Origin of the sequence: Streptomyces sp. NPDC005485 (assembly GCF_040606085.1) — a bacterium.
Taxonomy (GTDB): domain Bacteria; phylum Actinomycetota; class Actinomycetes; order Streptomycetales; family Streptomycetaceae; genus Streptomyces.
This window is the reverse complement of sequence record NZ_JBEXDZ010000136.1, coordinates 1-25,581: the sequence shown is the minus strand read 5'-3', so window position 1 is coordinate 25,581 and position 25,581 is coordinate 1. Positions and strand designations below refer to the sequence as shown.

At 69.6% G+C, this 25,581-nt stretch carries 17 protein-coding genes; 5 read left to right on the top strand and 12 right to left on the bottom strand.

Features of this window, described 5'->3' with window-relative positions; genetic code table 11:
- Positions 1-234 (top strand): DUF4439 domain-containing protein (locus ABZS97_RS33515; RefSeq protein WP_356143931.1); only part of this gene is annotated, 234 nt, incomplete at its 5' end.
- A gap of 152 nt (positions 235-386) precedes the next feature.
- Positions 387-1,310: an aminoglycoside phosphotransferase family protein gene (locus tag ABZS97_RS33510; RefSeq protein WP_356143929.1), complete on the top strand. Its 924-nt coding sequence runs from the start codon at positions 387-389 to the stop codon at positions 1,308-1,310.
- 124 nt (positions 1,311-1,434) lie between these two features.
- Here ABZS97_RS33510 and ABZS97_RS33505 read toward each other — a convergent pair whose 3' ends face one another.
- The 8 genes from ABZS97_RS33505 to ABZS97_RS33470 all read right to left on the bottom strand — a co-directional run bounded on the left by ABZS97_RS33505 (position 1,435) and on the right by ABZS97_RS33470 (position 13,626).
- Complete coding sequence (locus tag ABZS97_RS33505) at positions 1,435-3,129, bottom strand: proline--tRNA ligase (RefSeq protein WP_356143927.1); 1,695 nt, start codon at positions 3,127-3,129, stop codon at positions 1,435-1,437.
- 72 nt (positions 3,130-3,201) lie between these two features.
- Positions 3,202-3,771, bottom strand: a complete 570-nt coding sequence (locus tag ABZS97_RS33500; protein ID WP_356143925.1) for a GNAT family N-acetyltransferase — start codon at positions 3,769-3,771, stop codon at positions 3,202-3,204.
- A 67-nt stretch (positions 3,772-3,838) separates the two neighbouring features.
- The gene (locus tag ABZS97_RS33495; protein WP_356143921.1) at positions 3,839-4,687 is read right to left on the bottom strand and encodes a GNAT family N-acetyltransferase; all 849 of its coding nucleotides are present in this window, start codon (positions 4,685-4,687) and stop codon (positions 3,839-3,841) included.
- Between the two features lie 137 nt (positions 4,688-4,824).
- Positions 4,825-5,982 (bottom strand): flavodoxin-dependent (E)-4-hydroxy-3-methylbut-2-enyl-diphosphate synthase, encoded by a 1,158-nt coding sequence (ispG, locus tag ABZS97_RS33490; RefSeq protein WP_356143919.1) that lies wholly within the window; start codon positions 5,980-5,982, stop codon positions 4,825-4,827.
- Between the two features lie 162 nt (positions 5,983-6,144).
- Positions 6,145-7,449 carry a site-2 protease family protein gene (locus tag ABZS97_RS33485; protein WP_356143917.1) on the bottom strand — a complete coding sequence of 435 codons (1,305 nt, stop codon included), beginning with the start codon at positions 7,447-7,449 and terminating at the stop codon, positions 6,145-6,147.
- Complete coding sequence (gene dxr / locus ABZS97_RS33480) at positions 7,446-8,714, bottom strand: 1-deoxy-D-xylulose-5-phosphate reductoisomerase (RefSeq protein ID WP_356143915.1); 1,269 nt, start codon at positions 8,712-8,714, stop codon at positions 7,446-7,448. Before dxr ends, ABZS97_RS33485 begins: the two co-directional genes overlap by 4 nt.
- A 51-nt stretch (positions 8,715-8,765) precedes the next feature.
- Positions 8,766-11,549, bottom strand: coding sequence for a preprotein translocase subunit SecA (gene secA, locus ABZS97_RS33475; RefSeq protein WP_356143913.1), 2,784 nt, complete (start codon positions 11,547-11,549; stop codon positions 8,766-8,768).
- Between the two features lie 139 nt (positions 11,550-11,688).
- Positions 11,689-13,626, bottom strand: a complete 1,938-nt coding sequence (locus ABZS97_RS33470; protein WP_356143911.1) for an acyl-CoA dehydrogenase family protein — start codon at positions 13,624-13,626, stop codon at positions 11,689-11,691.
- Between the two features lie 479 nt (positions 13,627-14,105).
- On the opposite strand from ABZS97_RS33470, the gene ABZS97_RS33465 reads away from it, so the two are divergent.
- Both ABZS97_RS33465 and ABZS97_RS33460 read left to right on the top strand, forming a co-directional pair.
- Positions 14,106-15,119, top strand: coding sequence for a LacI family DNA-binding transcriptional regulator (locus ABZS97_RS33465; protein WP_356143910.1), 1,014 nt, complete (start codon positions 14,106-14,108; stop codon positions 15,117-15,119).
- Positions 15,120-15,445: 326 nt separating this feature from the next.
- Positions 15,446-17,488, top strand: coding sequence for a TIM-barrel domain-containing protein (locus ABZS97_RS33460; protein ID WP_356143908.1), 2,043 nt, complete (start codon positions 15,446-15,448; stop codon positions 17,486-17,488).
- A gap of 61 nt (positions 17,489-17,549) precedes the next feature.
- Here ABZS97_RS33460 and ABZS97_RS33455 read toward each other — a convergent pair whose 3' ends face one another.
- The 4 genes from ABZS97_RS33455 to ABZS97_RS33440 form a co-directional block, all read right to left on the bottom strand.
- Positions 17,550-18,263, bottom strand: coding sequence for a hypothetical protein (locus tag ABZS97_RS33455; protein WP_356143906.1), 714 nt, complete (start codon positions 18,261-18,263; stop codon positions 17,550-17,552).
- A 360-nt stretch (positions 18,264-18,623) separates the two neighbouring features.
- The gene (locus ABZS97_RS33450; RefSeq protein WP_356143904.1) at positions 18,624-19,568 is read right to left on the bottom strand and encodes a carbohydrate ABC transporter permease; all 945 of its coding nucleotides are present in this window, start codon (positions 19,566-19,568) and stop codon (positions 18,624-18,626) included.
- Positions 19,565-20,599, bottom strand: coding sequence for an ABC transporter permease subunit (locus ABZS97_RS33445; RefSeq protein ID WP_356143902.1), 1,035 nt, complete (start codon positions 20,597-20,599; stop codon positions 19,565-19,567). The genes ABZS97_RS33450 and ABZS97_RS33445 overlap by 4 nt, the downstream gene beginning before the upstream one ends.
- 27 nt (positions 20,600-20,626) lie before the next feature.
- Positions 20,627-22,312: an extracellular solute-binding protein gene (locus tag ABZS97_RS33440; RefSeq protein ID WP_356143900.1), complete on the bottom strand. Its 1,686-nt coding sequence runs from the start codon at positions 22,310-22,312 to the stop codon at positions 20,627-20,629.
- Between the two features lie 373 nt (positions 22,313-22,685).
- Between ABZS97_RS33440 and ABZS97_RS33435 the strand changes: the two genes are divergently transcribed.
- Entirely contained in the window at positions 22,686-25,535 is a 2,850-nt protein-coding gene (locus ABZS97_RS33435) for a glycoside hydrolase family 3 C-terminal domain-containing protein (RefSeq protein ID WP_356143898.1), read from the top strand.
- Positions 25,536-25,581 lie beyond the last annotated feature (46 nt).

Below are 25,581 nucleotides of genomic sequence, written 5' to 3'. Positions count from 1 at the left end.
CGGCTCGCCGCGGAGCTGGAGGAGCGGGTGGCCGGGGTGTACTCCGACCTCGTACGGGCCTCAGCGGGCGACCGGCGGCGTACGGCCGCCGAGGCGCTGCGGGAGGCGGCGGTGCGGGCGGTGCGCTGGAGCGGCGAGAGCGTAGCCTTCCCTGGTCTCGCCGAGCGGGCGGCGGCCACGGGCACGGACACAGCCACGAGCGCGCCTTCCGTGTCGGCAGCACCGGGCACGTAGACGCCAGACATAGAGGCGTCGCACATGTCGACGCTGTACATGGCCGCGCCGCACACGCCCGCACCGCACCGCACATGTACACACCGCACACGTGGGCAGTCGACGTGTGGGCAGCGCCCACGCATCGCGACCTCGAAGGGAACATCTCGCGTATGGCTTTCGAACCGCCACAGCGCCTCGTGCGGGCACTCGGCGAGACGCGGCACAACGGGTCCGACGGCGGAGTCGGTGGCGCCGGCGAGTGGCTGGAGAGGCTGCCGGAGCTGGCTCGACAGGCCGTGGATCTACGCGAGTTGACCGTCGAGCGGGTGCAGGCGCCCGGCGGGCGCAGCAGCCTGGTGGTGCTGGTGCGGTTGATCGACGGGACACCCGCCGTGCTGAAGCTGGCGCCCGAGCGCGCCCGGCCGGCGAGCGAGCGGGCCGCGCTCGCCCACTGGGACGGCCGGGGCGCGGTGCAGCTGCTCAACCCCGGCGACACCGAAGGCGTACTCCTCCTGGAACGGCTCCAGCCCGATCTGTCGGTGCGGTCGCTGCCCGAGGCGAAGGCACTGCTGGAGGCGGCGGGGACGCTGCGTCGGCTGTGGGTCGAGCCGCCCGCGGCTCATGTCTTCGAGACGGTGGCAGAGCGGACCGGGCGGCAGGCCGCGGCGATGCGGGCGGGCGTCGGCGACGACGCCGAGGTCGCGGCGCTGGTGGACACGGCGCTCGCGGCCCGCGAGGAGCTGCTCGCCGACCCTCCCGCGCAGCGGCTGCTGCACGGCACCTTCCGGCAGAGCAAGGTGCTCGCCGGCGAGCGCATGCCCTGGCTGGCCGTGGGCCCCGACCCGGTGGTCGGCGAGTGCGCGTTCGACCTGGCCCGGCTGGTCCGCGACCGGGTGGAGGACCTGATCGCCTCCCCGTCCGGCGCGTCGATCACCCGGCGCCGGGTGAAACGGCTCGCCGAGTCACTGGAGGTGGACCAGGAACGGCTGCGGGGCTGGACGCTGTTCCGGGCGGTCGAGTCGGGCGTACGGGCCCGGCGGGTCGGCCGCCTCCAGGACGCGGAACTGCTGCTGGAGTTCGCAGGGTGGCTGTAAGGGGCTGAAAATTCAGCCCCTCCGGCGTCTGAGGAGCGGGGGTCCAGGGGCGGCGCCCCGGAACACGGGCGGGGAAGGGGCGGAGGGGGCGAAAGAAGCACCCCTCCGCCCGATCGGCGGGCCGTCAGGCCGTGAGGCGGGCGATCGCCTCGTCGACCGTGAGCTCCTCGCGCTCGCCGGTCTTGCGGTCCTTCAGCTCCAGGACACCCTCGGCGGAGCGACGGCCGGCGACCAGGATCTGCGGTACGCCGATGAGCTCCGCGTCGGTGAACTTCACGCCCGGCGAGACGCCCGCGCGGTCGTCGACCAGGACGCGCACGCCCGCCGCGCCCAGCTTCTCGGCGACGTCGAGGGCCAGTTCGGTCTGCAGGGCCTTGCCCGCGGCCACCAGGTGGACGTCGGCGGGGGCGATCTCCTTGGGCCAGCACAGGCCCTGCTCGTCCGCGGTCTGCTCGGCGAGCGCCGCGACCGCACGGGAGACGCCGATGCCGTACGAGCCCATGGTCACGCGGACCGGCTTGCCGTTCTGGCCGAGCACGTCGAGCTGGAAGGCGTCGGCGTACTTGCGGCCCAGCTGGAAGATGTGGCCGATCTCGATGGCGCGGTCCAGCCTGAGGCCGGTGCCGCACTTGGGGCAGGGGTCGCCCGCCTCGACCACGACGACGTCGAGGTAGTCGTCGACCTCGAAGTCACGGCCCGCGACGACGTTCTTCGCGTGCGTGTTGACCTTGTTGGCGCCGGTGATCCAGGAGGTGCCGGCGGCGACGCGCGGGTCGGCGATGTAGCGGACCTTGTCCAGGCCCTGCGGGCCCACGTAGCCGCGTACGAGGTCGGGGCGGCCCTCGAAGTCCTCGGCCGTGACGAGCTCGACCTCGGCCGGGGCGAGGTGCTCGCCGAGCTTGCCGAGGTCGACCTCGCGGTCACCGGGGACACCGACGGCGACGATCTCGCCGTCGACCTTGACCAGGAGGTTTTTGAGGGTCGCCGAGGCCTGGACGCCGAGGAGTTCGGCGAGGGACTCGATGGTCGGGGTGTCGGGGGTGTCCAGCTCCTCGACCGCGGGGTGCTCGACGGCCTCGGCGGCCGGGGCCACGTAGGTGACGGCCTCGGTGTTGGCCGCGTAGTCGCAGGCCGGGCAGTCGACGAAGGTGTCCTCGCCGGCGGGGGCCGGGGCGAGGAACTCCTCGGAGGCCGAGCCGCCCATGGCGCCGGAGACGGCGGAGACGATGCGGTGGTCCAGGCCGAGACGGTTGAAGATCTTGATGTACGTCTCGCGGTGCAGGGCGTACGACTGCGCCAGGCCCTCGTCGGTGGTGTCGAACGAGTACGAGTCCTTCATCTGGAACTCGCGGCCGCGCAGGATGCCCGCGCGCGGACGGGCCTCGTCGCGGTACTTCGTCTGGATCTGGTAGAGGATCACGGGCAGGTCCTTGTAGGACGAGCACTGGTCCTTGACCAGCTGGGTGAAGATCTCCTCGTGGGTCGGGCCGAGGAGGTACTCCGCGCCCTTGCGGTCCTTGAGGCGGAACAGCTCGGGGCCGTACTCCTCCCAGCGGCCGGTCGCCTCGTAGGGCTCCTTGGGCAGCAGGGCCGGCAGCAGGACCTCCTGGCCGCCCATGTCGTCCATCTCCTCGCGGACCACGCGGGCGACGTTCTCCAGGACCTTCATGCCCAGCGGCAGCCAGGACCAGATGCCGGCCGCGCTGCGACGCACGAAGCCCGCGCGCACCAGCAGCTTGTGGTTGAGCGTCTCGGCGTCCGCCGGGTCGTCACGCAGTGTCTTGATCATCAAACGGGACATGCGCTGGACCTGGGCCATGGTTCTCGACTCCTGCTGCGTAAGGGTGGTGGCTAGGAGGTTAGCCGGGCGGCCCATCCCGGCGGAAATCGGTTAGCGACGGCGCAGGGGCAGGGGGGCGCCCATCACGGCGTACGGCTTCGGGGCGCTGGGGAAGAGGACCTGCCTGGCCAGGTCCTCGTAGCCGAGCGAGCGGTAGAGCCCTCGGGCGGGGCTCTCCGTGTCGATCGCCGAGAGGATCGAGCGGGGTTCGGCGGCGCTGTCCGTGATGGTGGTGATGAGGGTCCGGCCGATGCCGTGGTTCTGGTAGCGCGGGTGGACGTGCAGCTCGGTGATCACGAACGAGTCGTCGAGCCAGCCGTCGCGGTCCTGGGCGCGCAGATAGGGCTCGACGACCGTGGACCACCAGTGCGTACGGTCGTTGGGCATGCCGTAGACGAAGCCGACGAGCCGTCCGTCGCCGGTGGTGGCGCCGAGGGCGCGGGCTCCCGGGTGGGTGAGGTGCCGCAGCACGATCTGGCGGCGTACGGCGATCTCGTCGGCGCCGAGCCCGAAGGCCAGTGCCTGCACGGCGAGCGCCTCGTCGACCCGGGCGGCGAGGTCCAGGGGGCCGATGACCACGTCGTCGGGGTTGCGGTGGCCCTGGCCGGGAAAGCGCAGCATGCCGGGGAGACTACAGGCCATGTTCGTGTGTCTGAACGGCACTCTCGGGTACGGGAAAGGGCCTGTCTCAGAACAGGACGCTCATGAACGCCCCGACCTCCTGGAACCCCACGCGCCGGTAGGCGGCACGCGCCGGGGTGTTGAAGTCGTTGACGTACAGGCTCACCACCGGGGCCACGTCCGCCAGCGCATAGCGCAGGACCGCCGCCATGCCGGGGGCGGCGAGGCCCTTGCCGCGGTACTCGGGGGCCACCCAGACGCCCTGGATCTGGCAGGCCCGCGGGGTGGCGGCGCCGATCTCGGCCTTGAAGACGACCTTGCCGTGCCGGTCGACGCGGGCGAAGGAGCGGCCGGCGCCGACCAGTTCGGCGACCCGAGCCTGGTAGAGGAGGCCGCCGTCACCGGCGAGCGGCGAGACGCCGACCTCCTCGGTGAACATCGCCACGCACGCCGGCATGATCGTTTCCATCTCGTCCTTGCGGATGCGGCGGACGTACGGATCGGGGGCGATGTCGGTCGGCATCCGGTCGGTGACCATCAGCGGCTGGTTGCTGCGGACGTCCCGGGCGGGGCCCCAGCTGGGCTCCAGCAGTCGCCACAGGAGGGAGGTGGCCTCGGCGGGGCCGACGACCGAGGAGCAGCGGCGACCGGCGCGGCGGGCGCGGTCGGCGAAGGCACGGACGGCGCGTGGGGTGGCGCAGATGGGGACGAGGTTCGCGCCGGCGTAGCAGAGGGACGTCAGCATGCCGTCCTCGTACCAGCCCCACATCTCGCCGCCGAGGCGCCACGGGTCGAGGCCGGCGACCTGCACCCGGGAGGCGACGAAAGCGTTCGCGACCGGCTCGCGGTCGAGGACTGCGAGCGCGGCGTCCAGGTCACTCGGTTCGAGGACCCTGGTGGTCGTCTGGGTCAACACGTGCGGGGCCCTCACCCTGGGGTCTGCTGATCTCCGCACTGTACCTGGCGGAAACTGGCTGCGCCGCCCTGCGCGGAAGGGGGTTGTCACCGCCCCCCTCCGCCCGTGCCCGTCCCGTGTTCCGAGGGACCTTCCGGTCAGCCCGCCACCGACACCGAAGGCTCGCCCGACGTGATGCCTTCGGCCTCCATCTGCTCGGCCAGCTTCATCGCCTCTTCGATCAGGGTCTCGACGATCTTCGACTCGGGGACGGTCTTGATGACCTCGCCCTTGACGAAGATCTGGCCCTTGCCGTTGCCGGAGGCGACGCCGAGGTCGGCCTCGCGGGCCTCGCCGGGGCCGTTGACGACGCAGCCCATGACCGCGACGCGCAGCGGGACCTCCATGCCGGTGAGACCTGCCGTGACCTCCTCGGCCAGCTTGTAGACGTCGACCTGGGCGCGACCGCAGGAGGGGCAGGAGACGATCTCCAGGCCGCGCTGCTTGAGGTTGAGGGATTCGAGGATCTGGAGGCCGACCTTGACCTCTTCGACGGGGGGCGCCGACAGGGAGACGCGGATCGTGTCGCCGATGCCCTCGCTGAGCAGCGCGCCGAAGGCGACCGCCGACTTGATGGTGCCCTGGAAGGCGGGGCCCGCCTCGGTGACACCGAGGTGGAGGGGGTAGTCGCAGGCGGCGGCCAGTTGGCGGTAGGCGTTGACCATGATGACCGGGTCGTTGTGCTTGACCGAGATCTTGATGTCGCGGAAGTCGTGCTCCTCGAAGAGCGAGCACTCCCAGAGGGCGGACTCGACGAGCGCCTCGGGGGTGGCCTTGCCGTACTTCTGGAGGAGCCGCTTGTCGAGGGAGCCCGCGTTGACGCCGATACGGATCGGGGTGCCGGTGTCCTTCGCGGCCCGCGCGATCTCCTTGACCTGGTCGTCGAACTGCTTGATGTTGCCGGGGTTCACGCGGACGGCCGCGCAGCCGGCGTCGATCGCCGCGAAGACGTACTTCGGCTGGAAGTGGATGTCCGCGATGACCGGGATCTGGGACTTTCGGGCGATGGTGGCGAGCGCGTCGGCGTCGTCCTGCGTGGGGCAGGCGACGCGGACGATCTGGCAGCCGGACGCCGTCAGTTCGGCGATCTGCTGAAGCGTGGCCCCGATGTCGGAGGTACGCGTCGTCGTCATCGACTGCACCGAGACGGGTGCGTCTCCACCCACGGCCACGGTTCCGACCTGGATCTGCCGGCTCTTGCGGCGCTCGGCGAGCTTGGTCGGAACGGACGGCATGCCGAGAGAAATCGCAGTCATCTGCTGTGCAACCCCAAGTTGTGGATCAAGGTCCCGGAATCGTGGGCTCCAGGCCTCGAGATTACGGCACCGCCCCGCGGCCGAGCACATCCCGCAGGTAAACCCACTCAATAGTGAGCGGCCGGACACAAAGCGTGCCCGACCGCTGCGAACAGTTTCCTGCTAGGAGATTTTCACCGGGTTAACGACGTCCGCGATGAACACCAGGATCGTGAAGCAGACGAAGATTCCGGCCACCACGTAGGCCACCGGCATCAGCTTCGCGACGTCGAACGGGCCCGGGTCCGGGCGGCGCAGCAGCTTCGCCGCGCCCCGCCTCAGCGACTCCCAGAGCGCACCCGCGATGTGCCCGCCGTCCAACGGCAGCAGCGGGAGCATGTTGAACAGGAAGAGGGAGAGGTTGAAGCCCGCGACGAGCATCAGCATCATCGCGATCTGCTGGGACGCGGGGATGTCGAGGGTGAAGACGTCACCGCCGACGCGGGCCGCGCCGACCACGCCCATCGGGGAGTCCGCCTTGCGCGGGCCGTCACCGAAGGCCGCGTCCCACAGGTCGGGGACCTTGCCCGGCAGCGAGATCAGCGACTCGACGCCGTTCTGCATCATGTCGCCCATACGGTCGACGGACTGGCCGAAGGACTGCTCGACGATGCCGGCGGCGGGGGTGAAGCCGAGCCAGCCCGCGTACACGTACTTGCCCTCCACGTAGCCGCCGCTGCCGTCGGTCTTGCTCACCTGGTTCTTGACCAGGTGGGCGGTCAGGTCGAGCTGCTTGCCCTTGCGCTCGACGGTGAGCGTGACGGCCTTGCCGGGGTTGGCGCGGATGTCGGACTGGAGCGCGGACCAGTCGGGGACGGCCTTGCCGTTGAAGCCGACGATCTTGTCGCCGGGCTTGACCCCCGCGTCCATGGCGGGCGCGACCGGGTCCTTCTTGGTGCACTTGTCGCGGTTCTCGCTGGCCTGGATGACACATGGGGAGACCGTGCTGACCGTGGTCGTCTGGGTGTTGACGCCGAACGTCATCATCACGCCGAGGAAGATCGCGACGGCGAGGATCAGGTTCATGAAGGGGCCGGCGAACATCACGATGACGCGCTTCCACGGCTTGCGTGTGTAGAAGAGGCGGGTCTCGTCGCCGGGCTGGAGCTCCTCGAAGGCGGCCGACCTGGCGTCCTCGACCATGCCCCGGAAGGGGGAGGTGGAGCGGGCCTCGATCTTGCCGTCGGGTCCGGGCGGGAACATGCCGATCATGCGGATGTAGCCGCCGAGCGGGACCGCCTTGATGCCGTACTCGGTGTCGCCCTTCTTGCGCGACCAGATGGTCGGGCCGAAACCGACCATGTACTGCGGCACGCGAATGCCGAAGAGCTTGGCCGTCGACAGATGCCCCAGCTCGTGCCAGGCGATCGAGACCAGCAGGCCGATCGCGAAGACGACTATGCCGAGGATCATCATCAGGGTCGTCATGCACGGGCCTCCGCGGTCGTGTGCGCTGTGGTCTTGGTCAGCTCACGGGCCCGGGCACGCGCCCAGGTCTCCGCTTCGAGGACGTCCGCGACGGTCAGGGAAGTTCCCGTTCGAGGGCTGCCGTGTTCCTCGACCACGCTCGTGACGGTCTCCATGATCCCGTTGAACGGCAGCGCGCCGTTCAGGAACGCGTCCACGCACTCCTCGTTGGCGGCATTGAACACTGCCGGAGCCGTGCCCGCGAGCCGCCCCACGTGCCGGGCGAGCCCGACCGACGGAAACGCGTCGTTGTCGAGGGGAAAGAACTCCCAGTTCGACGCCTTGGTCCAGTCGAAAGCGGGCGCCGCGTCGGGAACGCGCTCGGGCCAGCCGAGCCCGATGGCGATCGGCCCGCGCATGTCGGGGGGCGTCGCCTGGGCCATCGTCGATCCGTCCGTGAACTCAACCATCGAGTGGACATACGACTGGGGATGCACCACCACCTCAATGCGTTCGAAGGGAATGTCGTAGAGGAGGTGCGCCTCGATGACTTCGAGCCCCTTGTTGACGAGGGTCGCGGAGTTGACGGTGATGACCGGTCCCATGGCCCAGGTGGGGTGGTTCAGGGCGTCCTCGGGGGTGACGTCCGCCAGTTCGGCCTTCGTACGTCCGCGGAAGGGGCCCCCGGAGGCGGTGACGACGAGTTTGCGTACGTCGGCCCGGGTGCCGGAGGCGAGGGCCTGGAAGAGGGCGGCGTGCTCGGAGTCGACCGGGATGATCTGCCCGGGCTTGGCCAGCGCCTTCACCAGCGGGCCGCCGACGATGAGCGACTCCTTGTTGGCGAGCGCGAGGGTGCGGCCCGCCTCCAGGGCGGCGAGGGTCGGGGCGAGACCGATGGAGCCCGTGATTCCGTTCAGCACGGTGTGGCAGTCGGAGGCGGCGAGGTGAGTGGCCGCCTCCGCTCCGGCGAGGATCTCGGGGAGCGGCTCCCCCGTCCCGTAGCGCGCCGTCAGGGCCTCGCGCAGCGCCGGTAGCACGTCCTCGCGGGCGACGGCGACCGTGCGCACCCGCAGGCGGTGGGCCTGCTCGGCGAGGAGGGCGACCCTGCCGCCGGCGGCGGAGAGTCCGGTGACCCTGAACCGGTCGGGGTTGCGCAGCACGAGGTCGATGGCCTGGGTGCCGATCGAGCCGGTGGAACCGAGGATCACCACGTCCCTCGGACCGTCCCCGTCGACGGGGTCGAAGACGAGATGCGGATCGGCGAGGGGGGCTGGACTGTCGCTCATCCCTCCATTGTTGCCGTAAAGCGTCCGGGGCAGGTAAAGGGGGCTTCCCGGCTACCGCTTACGACGGCGCTGTCTGCGCGACTTGGTGGTGCGGCGGGCCGGGGCGCGGGTACTGCCGGCGGGGTCGGGGGGCTTGGCGGAGGAGGTGGTGTCGGGGCGGGCGGCGTCGGCGGTTTCGGCGCCGGGCGGCGTGAAGTCACCCTCGACGACGCCCTCCGCGGTGTCCAGCGTCGGGGCGGTGAAGTGCAGGCCGTCGGTGGGAGCACGGCGGGTCTCGGTCCCCGGGGCCGCGGCGTCCAGGTTGAAGACGTAGCCGACGGACTCCTCCTTGATGGCGTCCGTCATCGCGCCGTACATGTCGAAGCCCTCGCGCTCGTACTCGATGATCGGCTCGCGGCCGAGCGTCCAGCGCAGGCCGATGCCGTCGCGGAGGTAATCCATCTCGTAGAGGTGCTCGCGCCATTTGCGGTCGAGGACGGAGAGGACGACCAGGCGCTCCAGGTCGCGCAGTGCCTCGGCGCCCAGTTCCGCCTCCCGGTCCTCGTAGCGGCAGTGGATGTCGTTCGTGACCGCGTCGAGCAGGCGGTCGACGGTGAGGTTCTCGCGGCCGGCCGCCTCGTCCTCCAGCTCCTCGACGGTGATCCGGACCGGGTAGAGCTGCCTGAGGGCGCCCCACAGCCGCTCCAGGTCCCATTCCTCGGCGAAGCCCTCGCTCGTCTCCTGCCCGATGTACGCCCGGATCGTGTCGTCCATGAAGTGCACGATCTGTTCGCGCAGGTCCTCGCCCGCGAGGACGCGGCGGCGCTCGGCGTAGATGAGGGTGCGCTGCCGGTTGAGGACCTCGTCGAACTTCAGGACGTCCTTGCGGGACTCGAAGTGCTGCCCCTCCAGCTGCGACTGGGCGGAGGCGATGGCGCGGGTGACCATCTTGTTCTCGATGGGGACGTCGTCGGGGACGTTCGCCATCGACATCACCCGGTCCACCACCTGGGCGCGGAAGAGCCGCATCAGGTCGTCCTGGAGCGAGAGGTAGAAGCGGGAGGCGCCCGGGTCGCCCTGACGGCCCGAGCGGCCGCGCAGCTGGTTGTCGATGCGCCGGGACTCGTGGCGCTCGGTGCCGAGGACGTAGAGGCCGCCGAGTTCCTTGACCTCGTCGTGCTCGGTGGCGGCCTTCGCCGCGACGCGTTCGACGGCGGCCCGGCGGTCCTCCTCGCCCGCGTCCTCGGGGAGGCCGGCGAGCGCCATCGCCTCCGGGTTGCCGCCGAGCATGATGTCGGTGCCGCGGCCCGCCATGTTGGTGGCCACGGTGACCGCTCCCCTGCGGCCGGCCTGGGCCACGATCTGGGCCTCGCGCTGGTGGTTCTTGGCGTTGAGCACCTCGTGCCGGATGCCGTGTTCGCGCAGGTGCGCGGAGAGGATCTCGGACTTCTCGACCGAGGTGGTGCCGACCAGGATCGGCTGGCCCTGCTCGTGCTTTTCCGCTATGTCCGCCAGGATCGCGGCGTACTTCGCCTCCTCGGTGCGGTAGATCTGGTCGGGGTCGTCGCGGCGGACCATCGGCCGGTTGGTGGGGATCGGGACCACGTGCAGCTTGTAGATCTGGTGGAACTCGGCCGCCTCCGTCATGGCGGTGCCGGTCATGCCGGCGAGCTTTTCGTAGAGGCGGAAGAAGTTCTGCAGGGTGATCGTGGCGAGTGTCTGGTTCTCGTCCTTGATCGTCACGTCTTCCTTGGCCTCGATGGCCTGGTGCAGTCCCTCGTTGTAGCGGCGGCCGGCGAGGATACGGCCGGTGTGCTCGTCGACGATGAGGACCTCGCCGTCCACGACGACGTAGTCCTTGTCCCTCCTGAAGTGCTCCTTGGCCTTGAGCGCGTTGTTGAGATGCCCGATGAGCGGGGTGTGGTCGGACTCGTAGAGGCTGTCGATGCCCAGCTGGTCCTGGAGGAACTCCACGCCGGGGTCCAGGATCGCGACGGTGCGCTTCTTCGGGTCGTACTCGTAGTCGTGGCCGGCCCGCAGCTCGGCGAGGTGGTCCTTGTCGGCCTGCGTGGTGAAGTTCTCCTCCTGCACGCGGACGCCCTTCATGCGCTCCACCAGCTTGGCGAAGGCCGCGTACCACTGCGTGGGCTGGTCGGCCGGACCGGAGATGATCAGGGGGGTGCGGGCCTCGTCGATGAGGATCGAGTCGGCCTCGTCGACGATCGCGAAGTGGTGGCCGCGCTGCACGAGTTCGTCCCTTGACCAGGCCATGTTGTCGCGCAGGTAGTCGAAGCCGAACTCGGTGTTGGTGCCGTACGTGATGTCGCAGGCGTACTGGGCGCGCCGGTGGGCCGGGGTCGACTCGGACTTGAGGACGCCGACGCTCAGGCCCATGAAACGGTAGGCGCGGCCCATCCACTCGGCGTCACGTTCGGCGAGGTAGTCGTTGACCGTGACGAGGTGAACTCCCTTGCCGGACAGGGCGTTCAGATAAACGGGCAGGGTGGCGACGAGGGTTTTGCCCTCACCGGTCTGCATCTCGGCGATGTTGCCGAGATGCAGGGCCGCGCCGCCCATGACCTGGACGTCGAAGTGGCGCATGCCGAGGGTGCGGCGGGCCGCCTCGCGGATGGCGGCGAAGGCCTCGGGCAGCAGGTCGTCGAGGCTCTCGCCGTTCTCGTGTCGCTGCCTGAACTCCGGGGTGAGGGCCTGGAGTTCCTCGTCGCTGAGCCCCTCGAACTCCTCCGCCAGGAAGCCCACCTGTTCGGCGATGCGCTGCAGTCTGCGCAGCACCCGGCCCTCGCCGGCCCGCATGATCCTGCCGGTGATCGCCTCAAGTCCTTTTCCCGGCGCCATTCCACTCATTGTCGACGCACAACTTCCGTGCAGCAAGCAGTGGAATGGCGGACGGGGCTCCAGGGAATTCCTGTGAAAACGTCGACGAAAGGGCCCTCGTTTCACCTGCGGGTGCAGAATCCGACGGATGAGGCCGGATTCACCGAATGGGTCGGTGGAGGTTGTCGTGTTTCGACGGTCCGGGCGTGGCGTCCGCGATCCAGGGGCCCTCGCCGGACGGGTCGATGATGCCGTGCTCCAGCCACTCGTAGGTGCCCGACAGGACGCCCCTGACCACCCTGCCGTCGAGGTCGTCGGTGTTGGTCCACAACCGGCCGAAGAGTTCGTCGACGCGGATGCGGGCCTGACGGCAGAAGACGTCGGCGAGTTGGTAGGCCTCGCGGCCGTGGTCCTCGGTGGTGCGCAGGAGTTCGGCACGGACGCAGGCCGCGCTCATCGCGAAGAGTTCGGCGCCGATGTCGACGATCCTGCCGAGGAATCCCTGCTTGGTCTCCATCCGGCCCTGCCAGCGGGACATGGCGTAGAAGGTGGAGCGGGCGAGCTTGCGGGCGGTGCGCTCGACGAAGCGCAGGTGCCCCGACAGGTCGACATGCCCGTCCGGGTGGAAGTCGCCGTACGCGCCCGGGAGTTGACCGGCTCCCGCGACCAGCTTCGGCAGCCACTTGGCGTAGAACAGACCGGCGCCCGCGCCCGCCTTGGCCTTGTCGGAGAGGGACTTCTCGGGGTCGATCAGGTCTCCCGCGACCGACAGGTGGGCGTCGACGGCCTCGCGGGCGATCAGCAGGTGCATGATCTCCGTGGAGCCCTCGAAGATGCGGTTGATGCGCAGGTCGCGCAGGATCTGCTCGGCGGGGATCGCGCGTTCGCCGCGGGCGGCGAGGGACTCGGCGGTCTCGAAGCCCCGGCCGCCGCGGATCTGCACGAGTTCGTCGGCCATCAGCCAGGCCATCTCGGAGGCGTACAGCTTGGCGAGCGCGCCCTCGATGCGGATGTCGTTGCGGTCCTCGTCGGCCATCTGCGAGGACAGGTCGAGAACGGCCTCCAGGGCGAAGGTGGTGGCCGCGATGAAGGAGATCTTCGCGCCGACCGCCTCGTGGTGGGCGACCGGCTTGCCCCACTGCTCACGCGCCGCCGACCACTCGCGGGCGATCTTCAGGCACCATTTGCCGGCCGCGACGCACGACGCGGGCAGCGAGAGGCGTCCGGTGTTGAGCGTGGTCAGGGCGATCTTCAGGCCGGCGCCCTCGGGACCGATGCGGTTGGCGGCGGGGACCCGGACCTGGTGGAAGCGGGTGACGCCGTTCTCGATGCCGCGCAGGCCCATGAAGGCGTTGCGGTTCTCCACGGTGATGCCGGACGAGTTCGTCTCCACGACGAAGGCGGTGATGCCGCCCTTGTGGCCCTCGGACTTCGGGACGCGTGCCATGACGACGAGGAGGTCGGCGACCACGCCGTTGGTGGTCCAGAGCTTCACCCCGTCGAGGACGTAGTCGTCGCCTTCCGGGATCGCCGTCGTGGCGAGCCTGGCCGGGTCGGAGCCCACGTCCGGCTCGGTCAGCAGGAAGGCGCTGATGTCGGTGCGGGCGCAGCGCGGCAGGAACTGGTCGCGCTGTTCCTGCGTGCCGAACAACTTCAGCGGCTGCGGTACGCCGATCGACTGATGGGCCGAGAGCAGGACACCGATCGCGGGGCTGGCCGAGCCCGCCAGCGCGAGTGCCTTGTTGTAGTACACCTGGGTGAGGCCGAGGCCGCCGTACTTGGTGTCGATCTTCATGCCGAGGGCGCCGATCTCCTTGAGACCGGTGATCACCTCGTCCGGGATCCGGGCCTCGCGCTCGATCAGGGCGCCGTCGACCTTCGTCTCGCAGAAGTCGCGCAGCTTGGCGAGGAACTCCTCACCGCGCTGTGCGTCCTCGTCCGGGGGCATGGGGTGCGGGTGGATCAGGTCGAGCCGGAAGCGGCCGAGGAACAGCTCCTTCGCGAAACTGGGCTTGCGCCAGTCCTGTTCGCGCGCGGCCTCGGCGACCTGTCGGGCCTCACGTTCCGTGACCGTGGGCTGATGGGGTGTTGCGGACATGAGGGTCACCTCGCCGCGAATAGGGATCTTGGGCCTGTACGTCGATCATGCGGATGTACGCCGATCCTGCGGAAGTACGTTACCGACCGGTGCTACCCGATCGTATGTACCCGATTCGGGGCGACCCCACCAGTCCTCGCGCGCCGATCAGCCGATGCCCACCGAGGACGCCTTGATGTCCGGGCGGCTCGAAACGTGAAGGAAACGGGGACGGCGGTGTTGCATATGGGGTCCTTCCGGGGGACGGTTCGCGTACGTCCTTTCAGTGGATGCCGGGCCACGAAGAGGGTGCCGCGTACTTCGTCGCCGCCCGACCGTACTTACGGAGACGGCCGGAAACGTCGTACGGAAATTGATTGTCGAAGCGCTTCGACAACCTATGGACACCCACCACCCGTCGAGCTACTGTCAAGCCACCCTCACACCCGTTATCCGCAGCGCACTCTGTCGAAGCGCTTCACACACGCATGGAGAGCTGGATGGTCACCCTCGCCGAGGTCGCCCAGCACGCCGGAGTCTCGGCGAGCACGGTGAGCTATGTGCTCAGCGGCAAGCGGTCCATCTCCGCGGGTACCCGGCAGCGGGTCGAGCGGAGCATCCAGGAGCTGGGCTATCACCCCAACGCGGGCGCCCGGGCCCTGGCGAGCAGCCGGTCCAACATCATCGCGCTGATGGTTCCGCTCCGCACCGACATGTACGTCCCCGTGATGATGGAGATCGCCATCGCGGTGGCGACGACGGCCCGCGCGCACGGGTACGACGTACTGCTGCTCACCGGCGAGGAGGGTCCCGATGCCGTGCGCCGCGTCACCGGCAGCGGGCTCGCCGACGGGATGATCCTGATGGACGTCGAACTCGACGACGAGCGGCTGCCGTTGCTGCGCGGCACCGACCAGCCGTCCGTGCTCATCGGTCTCCCCGCCGACACCACGGGGCTGACCTGCGTCGACCTCGACTTCGGCGCGACGGGGGCGCTGTGTGCCGAACACCTGGCGGTCCTCGGCCACCGTGACATCGCTGTCATCGGCGAGGCGCCCGCGGTGTACGAGCGGCACACCGGCTTCGCCGAGCGCACTCTCGACGGACTGCGCTCCCGCTCCCGGGAGTTGGGCCTGCGCGTGCTGCACCGCCCCTGCGAGGGCGGGTACGACGCGATGGCCGTGACCCTCGCGCGGGTCCTCGACGAACGCCCGAACACCACGGGGTTCGTCGTACAGAACGAGTCCGCGGTCGAGCCGCTGCTCGCGCTGCTGCGCCAGCAGGGCCGCGCGGTGCCCGAGGACGTCTCCGTGATCGCGATCTGCCCGGACCAGGTCGCCGTCCAGGCCTCGGTGCGGCTCACCTCGGTCGCCATCCCCGCGCAGGAGATGGGCCGGCACGCGGTGGAGCACCTCGTGGCCAAGCTCGACGAGCGCGGCAAGGACGAAGTCGTGCTGATCGCCCCGGAGTTGACCGTCCGCGCGAGTTCGGGACCGGCCCCTTCCGCGTCCTAGGGGGTGTTTTGAAAGTCCCGCACAGCACCCACGGCACCCGGCACGCACCCTCGCCGCACCGGCCGAAACCCCAAGTACGTCCAGTACGAGAGCCTTCGGCCGGCACGCCGAGGGCACGCACCGAACACCGCGGGCACCGCACAGGACTTCCAAAACACCCCCTGGTCCGCACCCGCCGCCACCCCGCGAGGGCGGCTTCACCTCTCGCCCGCCCCGCCCGCCCCTCCTGAACCACGCGCCCGGCAGGCGGCACCCCTGCCTGCCCTCCGCTGCCTTCGTCTCCTCCGCCTGAGTTCCCTGCCTCGACTCCCTCAGGAGCACCCGCCGTGAATCTGCCTGCCGAAATCCAGCCTCAGGTCAGCCTCGCCCAGTCCTCCCCGACCCTCGGCACGTTCCGCGAGCGCGACGGCGCGCTGGAGTGGAGCGGCCGGCAGGAGACCGTCCGTATCGAGCCCTGGGGTCCTGACGCGGTCCGGGTCCGGGCGCGGCTCGGCGGCCCGGTGGTCGAGAGCCTGCCCGGCGCGCTCCTCGACGAGGCGCCCGCCGCCGCGGCCACCGTCAAGATCGAGGACGGATGGGGAACGCTGACGGTCGGCGCGCTCACCGTCGAGGTCAGCGCCGAGGGCCTCATACGGTTCGTGCGCACCGACGACGGAACCGAACTCCTCACCGAGGCACGCGCCCACTTCTGGTGGCCCGGCCCGCGCCTGTACACGCCGGTCGGCAACGGCTACCACCGCCTGGAGCAGCGCTTCGCCGCCTACGAGGGCGAGAAGCTGTTCGGCCTCGGCCAGCACCAGCACGGCCGTCTGGACCAGAAGGGCACGGTCCTCGACCTCGTCCAGCGCAACGCCGAGGTGAGCATCCCGGTCCTCACCTCCAGCCGCGGCTACACGCTGCTGTGGAACAGCCCGGCGATCGGCCGTGTCGAGCTGGCGGACAACGGCACGCGCTGGGTGGCGGACTCGGCGCGCCAGATCGACTACTGGATCACCGCGGGCGCCCCGGCCGACGGCCAGCGCCGCTACAGCGCCGTCACCGGCCGTACGCCGATGCTGCCCGAGTGGGCCGCGGGCTTTTGGCAGTGCAAGCTGCGCTACCGCACACAGGACGAACTCCTCGCCGTGGCCCGGGAGTACAAGCGGCGCGGCCTGCCCCTGAGCGTCATCGTCTGCGACTTCTTCCACTGGACGCATCTGGGCGACTGGAAGTTCGACCCGGCGGAGTGGCCCGACCCGGCGGCGATGCAGGCCGAGCTGCGGGAGATGGGCGTCAAGCTGGTCGTGTCGGTCTGGCCGTCCGTGTCACCGCTCTCCGAGAACCACCAGCTCATGGAGCAGCGGGGCCACTTCATCGGCACGCAGTACGGCCCGATGGCGCACGCCGACTGGCCCGACAAGGAGGTCGCCTCGACCGTCCAGGTCGCCTTCTACGACGCCACGAACCCCGAGGCCCGCGACTTCATGTGGTCGAAGGTCCGCGACAACTACCTGCAGCCGTACGGGATCGACGCCTTCTGGCTGGACGCCTGCGAGCCCGAGCTGAAGCCCGGCTTCCAGGAGAACCTGCGCTACTGGGCGGGCCCCGGCCTGGAGGTCGGCAACATGTATCCGCGCGAGAACGCCCGCACCTTCTACGAGGGCATGATCGCCGAGGGCGAGACGGAGATCGTCACGCTCAACCGCTCGGCGTGGGCGGGCAGTCAGCGCTACGGCGCGGCCCTGTGGTCCGGCGACATCGGTACGGACTTCGCGACGCTGCGCCGGCAGATCGCCGCCGGCCTCAACACCGCGCTGTCCGGCATCCCCTGGTGGAACACCGACATCGGCGGCTTCCACGGCGGTGACCCGGACGACCCCGCGTACCGCGAAGTCATGGTCCGCTGGTTCCAGTTCGGCGCGCTGTCCCCGCTGATGCGCCTGCACGGCTTCCGCGACCCCGGCACGCCGCTGGGCCCGGAGATGACCGGCGGCCCCAACGAGGTCTGGTCGTACGGCGAGGAGGCCGGCGCGATCCTGGAGAAGTACCTGCGGCTGCGCGAGCGCCTGAAGCCGTATGTCCTGGACGTGATGCGCGAGGCCCACGAGGAGGGTCTGCCGGTGATGCGCCCGCTGTTCCTGGAGTTCCCCGCGGACCAGGCGGCCTGGTCGGTGGACGACGCGTACCTCTTCGGCCGGGACCTGCTGGTGGCCCCCGTGCTGACGGCAGGAGCCACGGCCCGCACGACGTACCTTCCGGCCGGCGCCACGTGGACGGACGCGTGGACGGGGGCGTCGTACGACGGGGGCAGCACGGTCACCGTGGATGCCCCGCTGGACCGCATCCCGCTGTTCCTGCGGGACGGGGCGCGGCTGCCCGTGGCGGAGTAGCCACGCCCCCCGGACGGGCGGGGAGCCGCCCCGGCGATCCGCCGGAACGGCTCCCCCTGACTCAACTACTGCTGACCGTCAGGTTGTTGGTGGTGAAGTTGAGGCCGCCGGACGAGGACGTGATCTCGTAGCCGAACTGCACGTCGCCGATGGTCTCGTTGCCGAACCAGTGCTTGGTGTCCTTGATCCACTTGAGGATCGGCAGGATGTTCACGGTGCCGGAGGTGGAGTTGGAGGTGCGCACGAAGGAGAAGACCTCGTTCGCACCGTTGTTGCCCTTGTACACGGTCCAGGTGTGACCGCCGAGCGTCAGGTTGCCCTGCGAGGTGCCGAGCGGCCCGACGGCGCCGGTCTTGTTGACCCAGAGCATGATCTCGTAGTCGTAGTCGGTGTCCCAGATGTCGTACGACGTGTTGTACGCGCCGGAGGACGGGACGGAGACGTTGTAGCTGCTGCTGAGCGAACCGAGCGAGGTGATCGACTTGTTGACCACCTTCTTGGAGTTCGGGTACGACTTGATGCCACCGGTGTTGGGGTGGTTGGCGTTGACGCCCCAGTTGGTGCCGGAGTTGGCCCAGATGCACTGGCTGCCGGCGCCGGAGCCCCAGATGTTGTTGTAGAGGGTGTAGCCGTTCAGGCTGGTGTTGCCCCACTGGTCGCAGGAGGACCAGACCGCCGCGGAGGCGGGGGCCGAGGCGAGGCCGATGGTGGCGCCGAGGGCGAGTGCGGGAGCCAGCAGAGCCTTGGCGACCTTGCCCAACGTTCGTGTTGCCATGGTGTCCCTTCCATGGGTGGGGGGAAATGCGGGTGCTACTGCGGCCCCGGATCGAGAACGCAGTCTTCTCCGGCGCGCAGGTCGAGCGTTCGTGCCCGGAGGAAGTCCGAAGGCCGGCACGGCAGGTGCGGCGGCCCGGTGGTACGACTGCTGTGCGGGAGCGGGAGGGCTCGTTGTGACGTAGGGGGGAAGAGAGCCCCTTCAGGGGCGCGAGGAACTGCGCGACAAGCCACGGCGAACCCGCAGCCGCGAACCGAGGGGGCACCCCCGTGGCTTTGGGACCGCCGCGGCCGACCGCCGGTCAGGAGCAGGTCGGCCGCGGCGGAGCTGTGAGGGCCGGGGAGAACGGGCGGGCACGGGTCAGCCCTTGATCGCGCCGGTGAGCATGCCCTTCTTGAAGTGCCGCTGGACGAAGGGCGAGAGGACGGCGACCGGCAGCAGCGCCATGACCATGACGGCCATCTGGACGGCCAGCCCGGACAGTTGACCGGTCTTGATGGCCTGGCCCATACCGACGGGCGCCTGCTGCTTCTGGACGAGCTGGATCATGACGTTCTGCAGCGGCATCATGTCCTGGTCGTTGAGGTAGAGCGAGGCGTTGAACCAGGCACTCCAGTAGCCGACCGCGTAGAACAGCGTGATCACCGCGAGGACGGCACGCGAGAGCGGCATGATGATCTGCCACAGGATGCGGAAGTCACCGGCGCCGTCGATGCGGGCGCTGTCGGTGAGCTCCGGCGAGATGCTCATGAAGAACCCGCGCAGCACCAGGATGTTGAAGACGCTGATCGCGCTCGGCAGGATCAGCGCGAGATAGCTGTCCATCAGACCGAGGGTCTGCACCAGCAGATAGGTCGGGATGAGACCGGCGCTGAAGAACATGGTCGCCAGCAGCAGCATCAGGATCCAGCGGTGGCCGAGCGAGCCGATGCGGGACAGTCCGTACGCGCACAGGACGGACACCGTCATCGAGAAGGCCGTGCCGACCAGGGTGATGAGGATGCTGATGACCGCCGCGCGGGTGACCTGGCCGCCGCTGAGCAGTTCCCGGTAGGCGATGAAGGTGATGCTCTTGGGCACCATCACCAGGCCGCCGGCCTCGTCGATGGTCCTGCGCGAGGAGAGGCTGGTGACGATCACGATCCAGAGCGGGAAGAGGATCCCCACGCAGGCGAGGGTCAGGACCAGACCCTTGCCCGCCAGACCGGCCTTGCCGGGCTCCTCCTCCCACACCGGCCGGGGCGGCGCGGCCCACCGGCCGGGCTCGCGCACGGGCTCGACGGGCTTGTCGATGACGGCGGTCACTTCTTGTACACCCCCTGCTCGCCCATGAGATGGGCCACTTTGTTCGCGGCGAGGACCAGGCCGATGCTGACGACGCCCTTGACGAGTCCGGCGGCTGCCGCGTAACCGAAGTCCTGGTTGCGGACGCCGTTCCACCACACGAAGGTGTCCAGGACCTCCGAGGCGCCCGGTCCCACCGCGTCGCGTTGCAGCAGGATCTGTTCGAAGCCGACGGTGAGGGCGTCACCGACGCGCAGCACCAGCAGCAGGGCGATCATCGGGCGCAGCGCGGGCAGCGTGACGTGCCACATGCGGCGCCAGCGTCCCGCGCCGTCCATCGCGGCGGCCTCGTACAGGTCCGGGCTCACCGACGCCAGCGCGGCGAGGAAGACGATGATCCCCCAGCCGGCGTCCTTCCACACGGACTGCGCGGTGACCAGGAACTTGAAGGTGCTGGGGTCGGTCATGATGTCGAGGCCGTCGTAGCCGTGCTGGCGCAGCAGTTGCGAGAGCAGCCCGGCGCCGCCCAGCAGCTGCTGGAAGACCGAGATGACCAGCACCCACGAGAAAAAGTGCGGCAGATAGAGGACGGCCTGTGCGAAGGCCCGCACCCGGGGCCTGACCACGCTGTTGATGAGCAGGGCGAGCACGATCGGGATGGGGAAGAACAGCACGAGCTGGAGGAAGAAGAGCACCAGGGTGTTCTGGACGGCGCTCCAGAAGGCGGAGTCCTCGAAGATCCGCTGGAAGTTCTCCAGACCCACCCAGGGGCTGTGCAGCATGGACATGACGCCGTTGTCGCTGATGTACGGGTCGTAGTCCTGGAACGCGACCACGTTGCCGAGGATCGGCACGTAGTTGAAGAGCAGGATCAGCACGACGGCCGGCAGCACCATCAGGAGCAGGACGCGGTCGCGTCTGAACCTGAGCCGCAGACTCAGCTTTCCCGGCCGTCGCGCGCGCCGGGGACCGGTGGCGCCGCCGGGCGCCACCGGGGTCTTCTCCGTTGTGTCGGCCTCGGCCCTGCTCCGAGGCACCGTGCTGTGGGACACGGCCGTTCTCCTCGCCTCGATGCCCGGTCAGTTGGCCGCGGAGCCGTTGTCGTCGAGGATCTTCTTGTACCAGTCGCGCAGCTTGTCGCCGCCCTTGCTCTTCCAGTCGGAGACGGCCTGCTGCATGTCACTGATCTTCTTGCGGCCGCGGACGATGTCGTCCTCCAGCTGCTCGAAGTCGTTGGAGAGGTTGGTGTAGCGGTTCGGCTCGGTGATCTGCATGCCGTAGAAGGACGACTTCTTGGTGAAGGCACCCATCCGCTGCTGCCACTCGACCTGCCCCTTGGCGACCTCGGGGAAGTCGGGGTGCGCGATGGTGGCCGCGGGGCTCGCCACCATGACGAAGGCGTTCATCACGTCGATGTTGCCCTGGTCGGTCTTGGTGGGGACGCCGTCCTTGACGGTGTAGTGGGTGCCCTCCACGCCGTAGTTGGTCATCATGTACTCCTTGGTGCCGTACGGCGCCGCGGTGACGTTGGCGACGGCGAGCACGTCGCGGATGACCGACTCGGAGGCCTTCTTGTTGATGAAGGCGAAGATGCCTGCGGGCTGTTCGGCCCACATGGTGGGGTTGCCGCCGTCATGGCCCCAGACGTCCATCCCCCAGATCTTGAAGTCCGGGTTCTGGGTGGCCTGTTCGGCGGTGCGGCTCCACCACTGGGAGATGTTGTTGGGGTAGATGAGGAACTCGCCCGCCGCGAACTTGGGTCCCGGGTCGGGGGCGTTCTTGCCCATCTTGGAGTCCGGGTGGACGACCCCCGCCTCGAAGAGCTTGCGGGACCACGCCAGCGCTTCCAGGTACTCGTCGGTCTCGATGCGGTAGATGAGCTTGCCGTCGACCAGGTTCCAGCCGAGCGGCTTCTCGCTGCCGGAGAGCACTCCGAAGGCCTGGAAGGCGGTCCACTTCATGTCCAGGCAGGCCCAGCGCTTGGCCTTGGCGTTGGTGATCTCCTTGGCCAGGGCCATGAACTCGTCGCAGGACTTGGGGAGTTCGTAGCCCTTCTTCTCGAAGATGTCCTGGCGGTACAGGGGCACGATGCTGGGGGCCCAGGGGGCCGGCATCGGCAGGCCGCGCAGCTTGCCGCCGAAGATGGAGCGCCGCCAGGCGTCCGTGGGGATCGCGGCGAGGTTCGGGAACTCCTTGACCGCGTCGCCGGAGAGGTAGGGGCCGAGGTCGGCGAACTTGCTGATGACGGCGGTGGGTATCTTGCCGTTCATGTTCCAGCCGGGGACGACCACCACGTCCGGGACGTCGCTGGAGGCGAGCACCGCGCCGAGCTTCTGCTCGTAGGTGTTGCCGTCCTGGTTCTGCCAGGTGACGTCGACACCGGTGAGGGCGTTCATGCCCTTGTAGTAGGCGTTGCCGCTCTTGGGCGGGGAACCCCAGAACGGCGACATGATCGTGATCTTGCCGCCCTTGCCGAGCTTCTTGGGCACCGACGTCTTCAGCCCCGCGAGGTCCAGCTTGCTGGTGAAGCCGATCGCGGAGCCGTTCTTGGCGGGGATGTCCGGCGTCACCACATTGCTCGCGACGTAGGCCGGCAGGAGCTTCTTGGCGTCCTTGCCCGACGTGGTGCCGTCCCGCGAACCGCCGTCCGAACCGCCGCAGGCGGCGAGCAGCGGCATTCCCCCGGCCACGGCGGCCGCGGCGACCGCCGTGGAGGCGAGGAAGCTTCTCCGACTGGGAGCGGAGGGGGCGGAGTTCGGCGTCATTGCGTCAACCCTTCGTGGCGCACAGCAGGACACCCGGCGGAGGAGCCGTCGGCTGCGGTGTCTTGAGTGGAACTGGCTGAGCCGAAGCGGTCCTTCGACGCATACCGGGGCTTGCGCACCCCAGCCGGGCAGTTCGAGTAGTCGAAGCGCTTCGATGTTGCTGCGAGGTTAAGTGAACACCTGGGGGTGCACAAGACTCGCTCCCAACATTCCTCGGAGGTATGGAGGACTGGACCAGTTCGGCCTGCCGCCTGAAATCACGGAGAGGAAACGGAGTTGTTGCGCCGAGGTCTCTTGACACCCACCCCTCAGTCGAATGAGCATCGAAGCGCTTCGAAAGAGTCTCCCCGCTCCATCGCAAAGGGATCCCCACGTGACCGCACAAACGCCGCCCACGCCACCTTTCCGCGATCAGCAGCTGCCTTTCGCGAAGCGCATCGACGACCTTCTGTCGCGGCTCACGCTCGACGAACGGATCGCGCTCCTGCACCAGTTCGCGCCCGCCGTGGAGCGTCTGGGCATCGCCGCCTTCCGCACCGGTCAGGAGGCGCTGCACGGGGTGGCCTGGATGGGCCCGGCAACCGTGTTCCCGCAAGCCGTGGGCCTGGGCGCGACCTGGAACGACGATCTCGTACGCCGGGTAGGCGAGGCCGTGTCGACGGAGGTCCGCGCCATGCGGGCCCGCGACGACCGTGTCGGCCTCAACGTCTGGGCCCCCACGGTCAATCTGCTGCGCCACCCGCTGTGGGGCCGGGGCGAGGAGGGCTACTCGGAGGACCCGAAGCTGACCTCGGCCATCGCCACCGCCTACACCCGGGGCCTGCGCGGCGACCACCCGACGTACTGGCGCACGGCCCCCGTCCTCAAGCACTGGCTCGCGCACAACAACGAGACGGGCCGCGACGTCACGTCCTCCTCGGTCCGCCCGCGGGTGCTGCACGAGTACGATCTGCGCGCCTTCCGCGAGACGGTCGAGGCGGGCGCGGTGGCCGGGGTGATGCCGGCGTACAACCTGGTCAACGGCCGCCCCAACCACGTCTCGCCGTATCTGCGCGAGCACCTGCGCACCTGGACGGACGAGGAGCTCCTGGTCTGCTCGGACGCGGGCGCCCCCTCCAACCTGGTCGACTCCGAGCACTACTTCGACACGCACGAGGAGGCGACCGCGGCGGCGGTCCTCGCCGGGGTCGACAGCTTCACCGACCACGGCACGGACAGCTCGAAGATCATCAAACGTGTCCAGGGCGCCCTGGTCCAGGGCCTGTTGAGCGAGGCCGACATCGACGCGGCGGTCCGCCGTCAGCTCTCGGTCCGCTTCCGGCTCGGCGAGTTCGACCCGCAGGCGGACCCGTACGCCGGCGCCGCGGACTTCGACACCCCCGCGCACCGCGCCCTCGCACAGGAGGCCGCGGAGCAGGCGGTCGTCCTCCTCAGGAACGACGATCTGCTGCCGCTCGCGCCGGACACCCGTGTCGCCGTGGTCGGCCTGCTCGCCGACGAGTGCAAGCTCGACTGGTACAGCGGCTCGCTGCTGCACCGCTCCACCCCGCTCGAAGGCCTGTACGAGCGTTTCGGCGCCGACCGGGTCGACTTCGCGGAGGGCGTGGACCGCATCCGGCTGAAGACGTCGTCCGGTACGTATCTGAGGGTCCCGGCGGCCGAGGAGTCGGCCGACGAGGTGCGCGGCGCCGAGGGGGCCCTCGACCCGGCGCTCCTCGCGGGGCGCACGGACCTGCCCCCGCTCACCGCAGACGCCACCGGAAGCGAACTCGCGCTGATCGACTGGGGCGAGGGCGTGCTGACGCTCCGCGCGCCCGACGGCCGCTACCTCTCGGTCGCCGACGACGGCTACGTCCGCGCCTCGGCGGACCAGCCCGGCGGCTGGGTCGTCCAGGAGACCTTCCGCCTCGAACCCTCCCAAACCCACGCGACCGGCCACCTCCTCAAGCACCTCGGGACGGGTAGGCACGTCTCTGTCGCCGCCGACGGCGTGAAGGTTGCCGACGGGAACGCGGAAATCTTCGAGCTGGAGATCACGGAGCGCGGCGAGGAGGCGGTGGCCCGCGCGGCGGCCGCGGCGGACGTCGTCCTGGTCGTGGCGGGCAACGACCCGCACATCAACGGCCGCGAGACGGAGGACCGCACGACGCTGCGCCTGCCCGCCCACCAGGAACGCCTGCTGCGCGCCGCCCGCACCGCGAACCCGAACACGGCCGTGGCCCTGGTCTCCGCGTATCCGTACGCGCTGGATGTCACGGACCTGCCCGCCGCCCTGTGGACGGCGCACGGCGGTCAGGCCGCGGGGACGGCACTCGCCCGGGTCCTGGCCGGCGACGTCTCCCCCGCGGGCCGCCTCCCGCAGACCTGGTACGCCGCCGACGAGGACCTGCCGGACCTCCTCGACTACGACGTGATCGGCGCCCGGCAGACGTATCTGTACTTCGAGGGCACGCCGCTGTTCCCGTTCGGACACGGCCTGTCGTACGCGAAGTTCACGTACGGGAACCTCAACACCTCAGTGAACGGCGACCGGTTGGCGGTGTCCTTCACGGTCATCAACACCGGCGCCGTACCCGCCGACGAGGTCGCCCAGCTCTACACCCGCGCCGTCGACCCCTCCGCGCCCCGCCCCCGCCGCGAACTCGTCGCCCACCGGCGCGTCCACCTGGCCCCGGGCGCCTCGGCGGACCTGACCTTCGAACTCCCGCTCTCCGCCTTCGCGTTCTGGGACGTCGCGCACGGCACCTGGCGGCTGGAGCCGGGCGGGTACGAACTCCTGGCGGGCGCGTCGAGCGAGGACATCCGTCTCCGTACGACTATCGACCTCGACGGCACTCCGGGCTCCCCGCGCCCGGTGCGCGAACTCGGCCTGGCGGCAGCCGACTTCGACGACCAGACAGGCACGGAGATCGTCGACCGTACGAAGGTGTCGGGCGACGCGGTGACACCGGTGGACGGCGGCACGGGCGAACTGGTCTTCCGCAACTGCGACTTCGGGACCGGCGCCGGGCGCCTCACGGTCGAGGCGGCCGGCGAGGGAGTCCTGGAACTCGCCCTGGACGGCGGCGAGTCGCTGCTCACGGTGACCCTGCCGACCACCGAGGGCCCCTACGACTACCGCACGACCACCGTCGACACCGGCTTCACCGCCGTCGATGTGCACGACGTCCACCTCAGGCTGCGCGGCCCGCTGCGGCTCGCGCACGTCGGCTTCTCCGGTTGAGGGTCCGGAGGGGCCGGCACAGAGGAAGGGGCCCGGCACCGGAAGG